Raw genomic sequence first — 12,049 nt, forward strand, 5'->3', positions numbered from 1 at the left:
TTGGGCGATTAGTTTCGCTGTTTCTTGGCGCGAGCGGCCTCTTCGTCCTCTGCCGAGGGTTTACCGCTCATTTTCTGGTTCTTCTGTTGGAGCGTTTCTTCGTTGCGCACCCGCTTATCCATTTCCTTTTGCTCGGCTTCCATCTCCGGCGTCACGGAGACCGGAGTGGGCTTCGAGCCGCACCCAACCGCGGCGGTGACGAGCACCGCCGCGCCCACGAGCATCATCTTTCGCATCGAGAGTACCTTGTTGGAAGATTGCAAGAGTTCGGTGGGGGTCAGTTGTCGATGGAGAGCGTTTCGCCGCCGTTGCGCGAGCACGCCGCGGACCAGGCGTTGGCGTCCACCGAATACTTCACCGTGCGAACCGACCCGTCACAGAACACCGCGTTCATCCCGCCCGTGTGCGACGACCCGAACTGCTGGTTCCAGATGGTAACGGTCGCGCCCGACGAGTTGACCACTTGCGGGGCCTCGCTGTCGTGGCGCGGGGTGCGGGGGATGGTGCGCGACGAACTGCCGGACACGGCCGGGCCGTTCGGGTTGTAGTCGTAGGTGAACGTGCCCCCGCCGATGCGGACGACGCACTCGTCCCAGCCCGCGTTGAACATGGCCTCGTTGTCGCCCCCGTCCGCGTTGTGCCGCTTCGGGTGCAACCACTTCTCGGCCACCATAACCGTGTTCGAGGTACCGTCGGTGATCTGGTTCAACCCGACCTGGGGCACGTCGGTACGAACGACCACACCGTCGAACGCCCCGTTGCCGCTGGAACTAGACGTGGTGCTCGTGTACTGGGTGCCCGCGTTGCCGCAGTAGTCGGACCGGGTCGAGGCGCCGTACAGGGCCGTCGTGCGGCGCGTGGGGCAGTTGTAGACCTTGACCTGGGTCGCGAGCAGCGTGGCCCGGCTGACCGTGTTGAACAGATTGTCCTGCTCGATGTAGGGGAGGATCTGGTAGCGGAAGTTGAACCCGGTGCGGTCGTCCATCTGGCCCGCGGCGTTCTTGGTCGCGACTTGGCTGTCGTCCCAGTTGCAACAAGTTTGGCTCGTCTGTCCGGCCGGGCGCCCGTCGCGCCCACCGTTCGGCAGAGATTTGTTCGCATCATTATAGCTGTGGAATGCGAGACCGATCTGCTTGAGGTTGTTCTGGCAGCTCATGCGGGCAGCGGCTTCGCGGACTTTCTGGACCGCGGGGAGCAGTAACCCGATTAACACAGCAATGATGGCGATGACGACCAGCAGCTCAATCAACGTAAACCCACGTGGCGCGTTTTGTCGCGTCATCCGATTCGGCCTCAAAGAGAAAAAGGAGGGCAGGCAACGGGCGATGTTCGAGGGGGGCGAAGGCGGGAAGAACGAGCACCAAATCAATGGCACACACGATCCCAACACACCCAATCTACCCCCGCAAAAGCGGCCGAAGTGTGCTTCACAGTTTCTTCAGTGACATTCCACATTCAGAGACGCCGCAAAAGTGACAACTCGTTTCCTAGAAGCAACTTGCAAAACGCAGTGATGAAACGATGAAGGAATTTTGAGGACACCTTGTGCGGTACAACAGCCAATTTGGGCACTGAATAACTCGCTTATAGGCATTAGCCATTCGTGAGCTAGAACATTCACCTGTCACCAAAAACTCACATACTACATCAATTCTCTCGATCTGATAGTGATCGAACAGCCTGGAAAGTACCATGCCGTTCGATCACCGCGAAGAATCGGATTATTTCTCGGCCTTCACCTGCACAAAGAGTTGGTCGCCCGCCTTGAGCTGATAGTTGGTGTGCGTCACGCCGTTTTTGATCCCGGGAAGATCGATCGGCAGAACCTCCTTGCCGCGAACCAACCAGGTGCTCACGGTTCCCGTCATAATCGGAATATCGTCGATCGCGTGGATCAGTCCGTCAATGACACATTCGCTGCCGGTCGCCTTCACGTTGACGACCTTCTCCGCCGCGGTGAGCGTGCGGATGTGGACCGTAAACACCGAACCCGCGGGGGCGACACCGCCCGGCGCGACCGCGGGCACCGGTTTGTCTTTAGCCGCTCGTGCCGCCTTCGCGTCCTCGTACTCGCGGACGGCCAGTTGCCACCGCTGGTTCGCCCCGGCCCACCGCGCCTCGGCGAGGTCGGCGGCCTCTTTCGTGATCTGGAGCTGCGCGGTCGCCTGAGCGAGATCGAGCTTGGCCTGTTTTGATTCGAGTTGAGTGTTCTCGACAAGCGCCAAGAGCTGCGCGAGCGCGAGGTCGCGCACTCGGTCGTCACCGGTTTTCTTGGCGAGCGCAGCCAACTGAGACTTCAGTTCGCGCCACCGCTCGTCGTCGGTGCCTACGGGCTTCGCATCGGCACGGGCCATCTCGAACACGATCACCCCTTCGCCGCCGAATTTCGTGGGGCGCTTACCGTCGATCGTGAACGCCAGCCGCAAACCGGCCGCGTGCTTCGGCGCCTTGTCTTTGAGGGCCGGTTCACACAAGGCGTTCTCGTTCGGGAACCGCCCGGTCACCAGGGTGCGCAAGTTATCGCTCGCCTTGTGGCACTGCATGCACGCGAACTCCGACGCGGTGAACTCGTAGATCCCGCGGCCCACCGGTTCGCGCGGGGCGATCAGGTCGATCGTGTTGCGCTGCATGATGGAGTCGGGCTTCTGTAGGGCGAACTCGACCGCGATCTTGTAATCACGTTGCTTCCACGCACCGGTCGCCTCCCGGTACGGCATCTTCATGGTGCTCCCGCTGATTTCGATCACCCACGGGTCGCCCGGCTCGATCTTCAAACTCTTGCTCCCGTCCTTCACGCTCGTAACGCGCCACGACCCTTGAAGCGGATCGAGATCGGCCCCGGGCTTCGTGGGTGGGTCCGCGGGCATCATCCCGTCGTTCGTGTCGAGCAGCCGACCGATCACATCGATCCGCGCCCGCAACCGGGCCAGTGCCTCGGGGTCCGCGTTCTGCTTGTTTGCGGCTTTTAGTTCCTCGATCAGAACTAGCAGTTCCTCTTGCGCGAGGCCCAACCGCGGGCCGCGTTGAACGGTTCCCTTCGCGGGTGGCTCGCCCGGTTTCCCGGCTAGTGGAACCGGCGCGCTCGATTTCTGGTTCTGGCCCGGTTGCGTGCCGGCGCCGTCACCACTGCCCGAACCGGAAGCCGCGAACGCGCCGAAGCCGAGCGCGCAGGCGGCGAACACAACAGCCGTCATCGCTTTGAGCTTGAAGAGCGCCATACTGGAAACCACCCCTTCGGTAAGAGCCGCGACGGGCGCCGAAACGCCCGGCCCGGCGCCGATCGCGAGATCGATTGTTGATTGAATCGTCGCGGCCGGCGCACTTTCTGGTGCCGCACACACGGCCACCAGTCCGCCCGCAGGTAGCGAAAGCCCGACGCGCCGGAGCCGCGTGGCGAGCAACTCGCGCGCACGAGCGAGCCGGCCGGAGAGCGTCCCCTCGCTCCACCCCAAGCGCTCCGCGGCTTCTTTTCGGCTCAGCCCCTGGAGATCACACGCGACGACCGCCGAACGATAGATTTCCGGCAACCGACACACGATGCGATGAACCACTTCCGCGAGATCGAAGTCGGGCCGAGCCGGTTCGGTCGTGGCAACGTCTTCGAGCGGACACTCGCGTGCGGCGCGCCGAGTACGCACGGTCCGAGCCCTGAGCGAAACTCGGCGCGCAACGCCGAACAACCACGACGCGACCGCTTCACGCGGCCAAATGTCTCCCGCTCGGCGCGCGAGAACCAGGAACGTGGCCTGGAGCGCGTCTTCCGCGTCCTGTCGGTGGTGCAAAATGCGTTGACAGGATGCGAAAACCAGCCCCGCGTACCGGTGAACCAGCACAGCAAATGCGCTCTGGTCACCCGCGAGGAACGCCGTGAGCAACGCCCCGTCGGAAGAAGCACCGGGGGCCGTCGATAATCGATTCAACTTGGTGAGGATCGCGTTCACCGCCACTCCTGGGTTCGCGTCTCTAACCTGAGATTGCCCGCCTCACTGCGGGCGCGTACAGAATTTCACGAACCGGATTTTTGTTCCCCGCCCACCCAGCACACCAGCGGTGGCTCGAAATGGCTTCCTCTACCCTCGCGGGGCGAGGCTAACATTTGCTAACCTTTTGCCCCAGCGCGTAGCAGAATCACTCAAAAATCGGAGCGAATGGCTACAACTTAGCGGGTATTCGCACCTCGGACGGCCTTGCGAGGGGGTGCGCGGCTAACATTCGCACGCAATTCGTCCCCGTTTCCTCTGTCCCTCTGGCGTGGTTGCTCCCGACGTGCCTGCGTGCGAACCAGCCGCATCACTCAATTTTAGCCATTTAGTGTACTAAAATCCATTAAATTTGACCCGCGACCATCGATTTTTTGCTTCCAGCGCAAAGTGAGGCACGCCCGAACCCGCCACTTCAGCGCAACAACCGCGCGAGAAAAGCGGAACATCGAACAGGAACCGGACGTTTCCGTTGCAGAGCTACTTTGCTCTCGCCATAATGAGCCTCAAGCCTCGCGCGGTCACGGTCGACCGCGCGGGATTATCCCGGTCGCGGATGTACCGCCGCCGGTCTACCACGGACGGCTCGCGCTCCGTTTTACTTAAATAAAGACCCCGGTTCGCCCGTCGCACCTCGGACCCGCGCTGGAGGCGGGACTTGACACCGACGAACGCGGCCCGCGATCGCTCGCACCGCGACTGTCCGATCATGTGGGGTTCGGGACTGGATTCGTGACTCGTGACGCGCACCCGACTGCCCGGTCGGGCGCCGCGTGTGGTATTTGTCCCGGCCCCGCTGCCGAGCTTCGACGGGCCACCGGTTTGGAGTGGCCCTCATCATGGAACCGCTGTTGATCGGCGGGCTCGTCGTCGTCGCTGCCCTGATGGGCATCGGCGGCACGTACCTTGTCGTGCGCCGATCGCCCCCCGTCACCGTCCGCGAACCCGCCCCCCCCGACCCCGAAGTGATGCGCCGCGCCGAAGCGCGCGGCGAGGAACTCGTCGAGCAGTCCCGGCGCGACGCCGAGCGCATCGTCCGCGAAGCCGAACTGAAAGCCCGGGACGAGGCCGTCCGGCGCCGCGAGGAACTGAGCCGCGAACTCGACACCGCCCGGTCCGAGGTGCGCGACCTGGAGCGCCGGGTCGAGAAGCGCGAGGACGCGGTCGAGCAGCACCAGCGCGAACTCGCCCGCAAAGAAAAGTACGTGGACGGGCTGAAAGAGAAGATCGCCGAGCGCGAGGACGCGCTCGATAAGAAGGCCCACCACCTCGACGGCCTCATCGACAAGCAGACGAAGCAGCTCCACGAACTCAGCGGGCTGTCGCGCGAGGACGCGCAGAAGTTGCTCCTCGAGCGCCTGGAGCGCGAACTGTCCGACGAGATCGCGAAGAAGATCCGTCAGCACGACGAGCGGATGAAGCAACAGGCCGAGGCCACCGCGCGAGAGATCGTCACCATCGCCATCCAGCGCTACGCGGCCCACCAGACCGCGGGCGCCACCGTGAGCACGGTGGACATCCCGTCCGACGACATGAAGGGGCGCATCATCGGGCGCGAGGGGCGGAACATCCGCACGTTCGAGAAGCTGACCGGCGTGGACGTGATCGTGGACGACACCCCGGGCGTGGTGATCGTGTCCGCGTTCGATAACGTGCGCCGCGAAACGGCCCGGATCGCACTCACGAAGCTCATCCAGGACGGGCGCATTCACCCGACGCGCATCGAAGAGGTCGTCGCCGAAACACAGGCCGAGATGGAGAAGCACATCCAGGAACTCGGCACCCAGGCGGTGCTCGACGCGGACGTGCAAATGCCGCACGAGAAGCTGGTGTACCTCCTGGGCCGGCTCCGGTTCCGCACCAGTTACAGTCAGAACGTGCTCGCCCACTCGGTCGAAGTCGCACACCTGTGCGGGATCATGGCGTCCGAACTCGGACTGAGTCCCGCGATCGCGCGCCGGTGCGGGTTGCTCCACGACGTGGGTAAGGCCGCGGACCACGAGATGGAGGGCGGGCACCCGAAGGTCGGGGCGGAACTCGCGAAGCGGTACGGTGAGACGAGCAAGGAAGTGTTGCACGCGATCGCCGGGCACCACGACGACATCACGATCGACAACATCTACACGGTGCTAGTGGCCTCGGCCGACGCGATCAGTGCGTCGCGGCCCGGTGCGCGGCGCGAGACGCTCGAAAAGTACGTGAAGCGCCTCGCGGACCTGGAAGCAGTGGCGTGCGGGTTCCCGGAAGTGGATCAGGCGTTCGCGATCCAGGCCGGGCGCGAGCTGCGCGTCATCGCGAACGCCCAACGCACCAACGACGCGGACGCGGTCCGCATCTGCCGCGACATCGCCCGGTCTATTGAGCAGCAGCTCGATTACCCGGGGGAGATTAAGGTCACGGTGATCCGCGAGAGCCGCGCGACCGATACTGCGAAGTGATGTGAAATGACTACGGGCGCTGCACAACAGCGCCCGTGGGTGTGGTAAGTACAAGCCGGATTACATTTCCTCGCGACGCCCGTTGCTGGCGAGCAGAATCAGGCCGCTTACCACCGCGATCCCACTCACGAGCGGTGGAACCCAGACGGTTCTCTCTTTTTCGCGCCACACAGCGTTGGGACCGTCCTCGGTCTTCTCGATCGTGACGTAGCTGAAGCCCTGCCAGCCCAGGCCCAGCGCGCCGAGGGCAACGAGTATGATTCCCACGATTCGCACGGTCCCCTCCCCCCTCAATCGTTCCGCGACCGGATCTCGTTAGTGTCCGGTCACAGAATCACCGTTCGAGTTTCATGCGGAAGTTCTGCGGGCATCGAGCCGGGCAGCGAAAGCGGCTGTGTCGGATTCCGCACTGTTGCGATCGGTCAACGCAGTGGCGGCTTCGTCCACGAGGCGCGGAACGCCACTCTCGATGTTCGCTTTCAGCGATGCCGAGACGGAGTTGAGCGCGGTTTCGGCCAGTTCCCTCAACTTGCCACCAATCATCCCCATGAACTCGTCCGCGATTCCCGGCTCCTGTGGCACCGATGGCGCGGATGGGGTCAGCGTCGGTTGCGGCGGAACCGGGGCCGACACCGCAGCAAGCGCGCTGAACGACTCGCGCCGCGACGCCGTCAGGAATCCGACGATCCCGCCGAGCAGCGCTGAAATCCCGACCGCGGCCAACGGGTTCTGGCGCACGTGCGACGAAATATCAAATGCGCCTTTCATACTTTCGCTCACAGCGGCCGTGGCTTGCTTGACCGTTTCGCTTACCGTTTCCGGGGCCTGCGATACGAACGAGCGGACCGCGCTGACGGTATCGGAGATCGTGTCCGCCGCGGTCTGCACCGTCCCGACCACTTGGTTCTCCAGAGCGGTCACCTTTTCGGTCAGGGACTCGCGCGTCTGAAGCATGTCCCGCTCGATCTCCTCGGGCGTCTTTTCGGCGGGGGTTACTTGGTCTGCCACGAGATGTTCTCCTTGAGCGCGTTGAAGGTTTTGTCCGGGAGCGGATTGAATCGTTCGAGCAAGCCGTAGCTCAACCAGCCGAGTACCCCGCCGGCCACCAGGAACAGGCTGCCCACGATGCCCCACGACGCCCACATCGGGAAGTGGAACTGTTCGTGCAGTAAGTACGCCAGCGCGGTGATTAACCCCAGTGCGCCGACGGTGGCGAACACGATGCCCAGCGCGCCGAACTCCGCGGCCCGTTTCGAGCGCTTGAAGTCCTCGCGCACTTCCGACTTCAGCATCTCGGCCTGTTGTCGGAGGAGCGTTTGCGCGTCGCTGATGATGCCCGAGACGAGCCCGGCCACGGAGGTCGAGGGATCGGTCGCGGCCCGGTTGGAACCGTCGTATGTGTTGGGAGGAACGGCTTCGGTGGTAGCCATCGGGTTCTCCTGGAGCTGTTAACCAATGCACCACTCGAATGCACGTTGCGTGCCGCGGGCAGAAACGCCCATGCGGTTACTGGCAGGCCCTGTTTTGCACGTGTGGACCGTCGTCTGATGTGCGGTGCTAGATAAGGGGCGCGCCCGCAAGTCTCGGGCCGCGCATGGGAGTGCCCCCAAATGGGCACACCGGCGCCGGCAAAAAAGAAAGGGGCCGACCAGTTTCCCAGTCGGCCCCCACGCGAGTCAGGCCCCACGAATTAGTGCCTGGCCGCTTGGATAACGATCTTCACAGCGTCCTTCGCGTCGGTCTTCGATTCCTCCGGGTCGAAGGCGATCCCGCCCTCCCCCTCCAACCGCGAAATATCGTCCTTGCTCTCGATCTCGTGAACCGTCGGGAGGTTCTTGAAGTCACCTCGAAGCGCCCGCAATGCGAACCGCTCCTGGTCGATGTCCGATCCCGACCGGAACCCCATCTCGCGGAACGTTGCGCCCAACCACGACGAGCGCCCGAACAGGTACTGGAGCAGGAACACCCCACCGGCGGCCGGGAGCACCAGCCACCACGGGTTCGAGAGCGCGGTTAAAGCCAGGCCCGCCACGATCAGCACACCGATCGTCGCCTTCGTCATCCGTCCCGCGCTCCACTCGCGATCCAGTTGCGCGATCCGATCCGAAATGGCCTGCGGACCGGCATCAGCCAGGCACGCGAGGCGGCTCTCCAGCGAATTCTCCTTCAGGCACTCGCGGTTCGCGGTGATGCGGAGGTTCATGGTGCGTCCTCAGGAGTTATGAGCTTGTGCGAACACCAGCACGCTGTACGGGCCGATGTTCACGGCCGCGTGGTTCGGCAACCCGTCGCACTCGCCGACTTCGGCAGTCACGTCGGAGGAAGGGTGGTTGCCGAACAGCGTGCTGTAACCCTCCCAGTCTGAGTTAAGAAGCAACTTCCATGCCCCAGGTGCGGGAAAACCGATCCGGAAATCCTCGCGCGCGTCCCGGTGGAAGTTCGCAACTACAACCACAGAATCACTTTCTCCACCGTCCATCCACCGGTGAAACGCGATCACTTTTGCGGTCTCATCGGCCCGAATAACCTGAATGTGCTGCCCGGCCAGCCCGCGCGACTGTCCGCCGCGGTTCAACCGCAGGTTAATCAAATCGCGGTACAGCCGAACGATGCCCTTAAATTCCGCACGTTTGTCCCAGTCCACGGGGACTGTGTCGCGGAACCACTCGCCTTCGAGAAATTCCTGCCCCTGAAAGAGCATCGGAATGCCCGGTGCCGTGAACACCAGTGCCGCGGCGAGCGTGGACCGCTTTTGCGCGAACCAGTTCTTCGGGTCGCCCGGCGCGATCTCGTGGACCACGCGCGCCTTCCCGTTGGCCACCTCGTCATGACTCTCGCTGTAGATCACGCGCTGGAACGCATCCGCGTTGTAGCGGTTCGTGAGTGCCGCCGCGACCGCCTCCATCGACCGGTGCTCGTCCTCGGCCGTGATGACGGCCTCGCGGATCGGGTGAACGAACTGGTCGTCCCACTGGCTCCCGTAGCCGGCCCCGCCCTCCCCCACCGGCTTCGTGATCCAGTCGTTGTGTTGCAGGTCTTCGGCGATGGTGATCGTGTTCGGGTGCTTCTCCCGGATCTCGCCGTTGATCCACTGCATCAGCGTCCAACCGTCCGGGAGGTTCGGCTCCCCGTCGGCGCGGACGCTGCGAATGTACAGCGTCATGTCCATCCGGAGGCCGTCGATGTGGTAGTCCTCGACCCACATCAGGGCGTTATCACGAACGAACTGGCGCACTTCGGGGCGCCCGTAATCGGGCCGCGTCGCGCCCCACGGGGTCTCGTTCCGCCAGTCCTGGTAGAAGTAGATCCCGCCGCCGTCGTTCTCGCTCCACCCGTCGAACCGCCACAAATCGAGGTCGCTCGGGCCGAAGTGGTTGTAGACCACGTCCAGAATGACCGCGAACCCGTTGCGGTGCGCCTCGCGGACGAACTCCTTGAACTTCTTCGGCCCGCCGTAGGAACTTTCCACCGCGAACATGTGGGCCGGGTTGTACCCCCAGGACCGGTCGCCCGCGAACTCCGCGACCGGCATCACCTGAATGCAGTTCACGCCCAGGCGCTTGAGGTGATCGAACCGCCGGACGATGCTCTCGAACGTCGCGGGCAGCGGGTCGTCCGGCTTCTCGTCGTTGAACGTGCCGACGTGCAGTTCGTAGATGACCATTTCGTTCCACTTCGGGCTGGGGAAGAACTCCTCGCCCCAATCGAAGTTCGGGTCGTGGACGACGCCGTTGCCGACGGAGTTGGTCACCTCGCGCGCGTAGGGATCGATCTTCGAGAGTTCGCCGGCCGGTGTGTTGAGAACGAAGCGGTACTCCGCGCCGATCTTCGCGCCGGGCACGTCCACGTACCAGTACCCCTCGCCGTTCTCGCGGGTGAACAGGTTCTTGGTCTTGTCCCAGTTGTTAAACGTCCCGACCACGGCCACGCTCTCGGCGTGCGGTGCCCACACGCGGAACGCGACTCCGGTCGCGTGTGGGATCGCCCCCATGCCGGGGTGAACGGTCGCCGTCGAGGTCCGCCCGCGCCGAACTTCTGCGGCAGGGTACGGGCGGGTGCGTGCGATGGGCTTCGTCGCGAGCATTTGCGCTAACTCCTGAATGACGTCAGCGGGCGACAAACGCACCCGCCGACCGAAAGGAAAGAAAATGTGAACCGTTTTCCGTTAACTCACGGCCGCCGGAGCGAGGTCCGGGGTCGTCGCGGCACGCGGTTCCACCAGCGCGCCGTCCGCGGTGCGGACCCCGGAACCGAATCGCTGGGCGTACACGAACGTGAGTTCCGCACCGAACAGAAGGATTTGCGTCGAGTAATAGATCCACACCAAGAGTACCACGAACGCGCCCGCGGCACCGTATGTCGATCCGACCGCGGCCTTCCCGAGGTACAGCCCGATCAGGTAGCGCCCGATCGAGAACAGCCCCGCGGTCACGCAGGCACCGACCCCCACGTCGCGCCACGCGAGCTGTGTTTCCGGGAGCCACTTGAAGATCATTGCGAACAGCGCCGCGGTGAGCGCGAAATTCAGTCCGAAGTTAATTACCTGTGCCAGTGAGTCCATTCCGGGCATCCACCCGGCAATGTGGCTGTTGACCCCCGCGAGCACCGCGGTCACCACGAGCGAAACGAGTAACAAGAACGCGGCCCCGCATACGAGCGAGAATGAGAGCAGACGCTCTTTGATGATGACGAGAATCCCGCCCTCGGGCTTACGGCCCGGCACCTTCCAGATCGTGTTCAGCGCGCTCTGCATGTCCGAGAACACGCCCGACGCGCCAAAGAACAGCACCCCGAGCGCGATCACCGTAGCGATGATACCGTCGGACTGCGATGAGCTTTTCAGCACGAGTTGCTCGACGAAGCTCGCGGCCTCGACGCCGATCGTGTCGCGGAACTGCTCGACGATCTCGCCCCGCGCAGCTTCCTGACCGAACGCGAGCCCCGCGATCGCGACCACCGCGAGTAGCAGCGGCGACAGCGACAGTGCGGTGTAGTACGCGAGCGCGGCCCCGATCCGCGGGGCCTTGTCCTCAATGAACTTCGAGCCGGAATCTCTCAACAGATTCCAAGTGTCTCGTGGTGTGATCTTCATTGCTTTGACCTCGCTGGTGACAAGCCCATTGCAACGTGCGCGCCAAATACCGGCCCAAAAACACAGCAACCCACCCGGACTGGGTGGGTCACTGCGAGCGGCACTGTTTACCGCTAGACAACGTCTCTGGTGGACCGGCCCCCCAAGACGAGGGACACGACGAACATCACCAAGAAGACGAAGAACAGGATCTTAGCAGCAACCATCGAGGTACCGGCCACATCGGTGAACCCGAACAGGGCCGAAATCAGCGCGACGACCAAGAACATGAGTGCCCAGCGGAGCATGACTATCTCCCAGTTGGTGGTAAGTGAGTAAAGGAGTATTGCTGAACTGCCGCGACTCGTCGGGCGCGACAGGTTGACACGAAAATCAAGTCGTTTGTATTGTTTCTGTTGATCTGTTCGATCAGCAGTTTGTTCTGTCATCCCGCCTTGCGGCGAGTTGATTGATACTAATGCAGCCTTCGTGCCAATTCGCTATCCACCAATTCCCCACGACGCGAAACGCGGTACAAACAAGCCGCCAAACGCTAGAAA

11 protein-coding genes are annotated in these 12,049 nt (G+C 63.2%); 1 reads left to right on the plus strand and 10 read right to left on the minus strand.

Annotation, left to right across the window (positions count from 1 at the left end):
• Nucleotides 1-8: 8 nt before the first annotated feature.
• The 3 genes from VT84_RS20075 to VT84_RS20085 form a co-directional block, all read right to left on the minus strand.
• Nucleotides 9-236: a hypothetical protein gene (locus VT84_RS20075; protein ID WP_082840755.1), complete on the minus strand. Its 228-nt coding sequence runs from the start codon at nucleotides 234-236 to the stop codon at nucleotides 9-11.
• A gap of 41 nt (nucleotides 237-277) precedes the next feature.
• Complete coding sequence (locus VT84_RS20080; RefSeq protein WP_082840756.1) at nucleotides 278-1,282, minus strand: DUF1559 domain-containing protein; 1,005 nt, start codon at nucleotides 1,280-1,282, stop codon at nucleotides 278-280.
• 439 nt (nucleotides 1,283-1,721) lie between these two features.
• Nucleotides 1,722-3,941 (minus strand): sigma-70 family RNA polymerase sigma factor, encoded by a 2,220-nt coding sequence (locus VT84_RS20085; protein ID WP_162271781.1) that lies wholly within the window; start codon nucleotides 3,939-3,941, stop codon nucleotides 1,722-1,724.
• 878 nt (nucleotides 3,942-4,819) lie between these two features.
• Here VT84_RS20085 and rny point away from each other — a divergent pair.
• Nucleotides 4,820-6,418, plus strand: a complete 1,599-nt coding sequence (gene rny, locus VT84_RS20095) for a ribonuclease Y (RefSeq protein ID WP_082840759.1) — start codon at nucleotides 4,820-4,822, stop codon at nucleotides 6,416-6,418.
• 60 nt (nucleotides 6,419-6,478) lie between these two features.
• On the opposite strand, the gene VT84_RS20100 is transcribed toward rny, so the two are convergent.
• From VT84_RS20100 to VT84_RS20130, 7 genes are all read right to left on the minus strand, one after another.
• Complete coding sequence (locus VT84_RS20100) at nucleotides 6,479-6,694, minus strand: hypothetical protein (RefSeq protein WP_052555127.1); 216 nt, start codon at nucleotides 6,692-6,694, stop codon at nucleotides 6,479-6,481.
• Between the two features lie 72 nt (nucleotides 6,695-6,766).
• Nucleotides 6,767-7,426, minus strand: a complete 660-nt coding sequence (locus VT84_RS20105) for a DUF3618 domain-containing protein (RefSeq protein ID WP_052555129.1) — start codon at nucleotides 7,424-7,426, stop codon at nucleotides 6,767-6,769.
• Nucleotides 7,411-7,848, minus strand: a complete 438-nt coding sequence (locus VT84_RS20110) for a phage holin family protein (protein ID WP_052555131.1) — start codon at nucleotides 7,846-7,848, stop codon at nucleotides 7,411-7,413. The genes VT84_RS20105 and VT84_RS20110 overlap by 16 nt, the downstream gene beginning before the upstream one ends.
• A gap of 260 nt (nucleotides 7,849-8,108) precedes the next feature.
• The gene (locus tag VT84_RS20115) at nucleotides 8,109-8,621 is read right to left on the minus strand and encodes a hypothetical protein (RefSeq protein WP_082840760.1); all 513 of its coding nucleotides are present in this window, start codon (nucleotides 8,619-8,621) and stop codon (nucleotides 8,109-8,111) included.
• Nucleotides 8,622-8,630: 9 nt separating this feature from the next.
• Nucleotides 8,631-10,502 (minus strand): alpha-amylase family glycosyl hydrolase, encoded by a 1,872-nt coding sequence (locus VT84_RS20120; protein ID WP_082840761.1) that lies wholly within the window; start codon nucleotides 10,500-10,502, stop codon nucleotides 8,631-8,633.
• An 81-nt stretch (nucleotides 10,503-10,583) separates the two neighbouring features.
• Complete coding sequence (locus VT84_RS20125; protein WP_082840762.1) at nucleotides 10,584-11,510, minus strand: YihY/virulence factor BrkB family protein; 927 nt, start codon at nucleotides 11,508-11,510, stop codon at nucleotides 10,584-10,586.
• Nucleotides 11,511-11,623: 113 nt separating this feature from the next.
• Nucleotides 11,624-11,797: a DUF1328 domain-containing protein gene (locus tag VT84_RS20130; RefSeq protein ID WP_082840763.1), complete on the minus strand. Its 174-nt coding sequence runs from the start codon at nucleotides 11,795-11,797 to the stop codon at nucleotides 11,624-11,626.
• Nucleotides 11,798-12,049: the final 252 nt, after the last annotated feature.

The sequence above is a fragment of the Gemmata sp. SH-PL17 genome, from assembly GCF_001610855.1.
Classification (GTDB): Bacteria; Planctomycetota; Planctomycetia; order Gemmatales; family Gemmataceae; genus Gemmata; species Gemmata massiliana.

What these genes read in the sequence shown, in the direction of transcription:
- VT84_RS20075 (WP_082840755.1), bottom strand. Translation starts at nt 236, where the DNA reads ATGCGAAAGATGATGCTCGTGGGCGCGGCGGTGCTCGTCACCGCCGCG.
- VT84_RS20080 (WP_082840756.1), bottom strand. Translation starts at nt 1,282, where the DNA reads ATGACGCGACAAAACGCGCCACGTGGGTTTACGTTGATTGAGCTGCTG.
- rny (WP_082840759.1), top strand. Translation starts at nt 4,820, where the DNA reads ATGGAACCGCTGTTGATCGGCGGGCTCGTCGTCGTCGCTGCCCTGATG.
- VT84_RS20110 (WP_052555131.1), bottom strand. Translation starts at nt 7,848, where the DNA reads ATGGCTACCACCGAAGCCGTTCCTCCCAACACATACGACGGTTCCAAC.
- VT84_RS20115 (WP_082840760.1), bottom strand. Translation starts at nt 8,621, where the DNA reads ATGAACCTCCGCATCACCGCGAACCGCGAGTGCCTGAAGGAGAATTCG.
- VT84_RS20120 (WP_082840761.1), bottom strand. Translation starts at nt 10,502, where the DNA reads ATGCTCGCGACGAAGCCCATCGCACGCACCCGCCCGTACCCTGCCGCA.
- VT84_RS20125 (WP_082840762.1), bottom strand. Translation starts at nt 11,510, where the DNA reads ATGAAGATCACACCACGAGACACTTGGAATCTGTTGAGAGATTCCGGC.
- VT84_RS20130 (WP_082840763.1), bottom strand. Translation starts at nt 11,797, where the DNA reads ATGCTCCGCTGGGCACTCATGTTCTTGGTCGTCGCGCTGATTTCGGCC.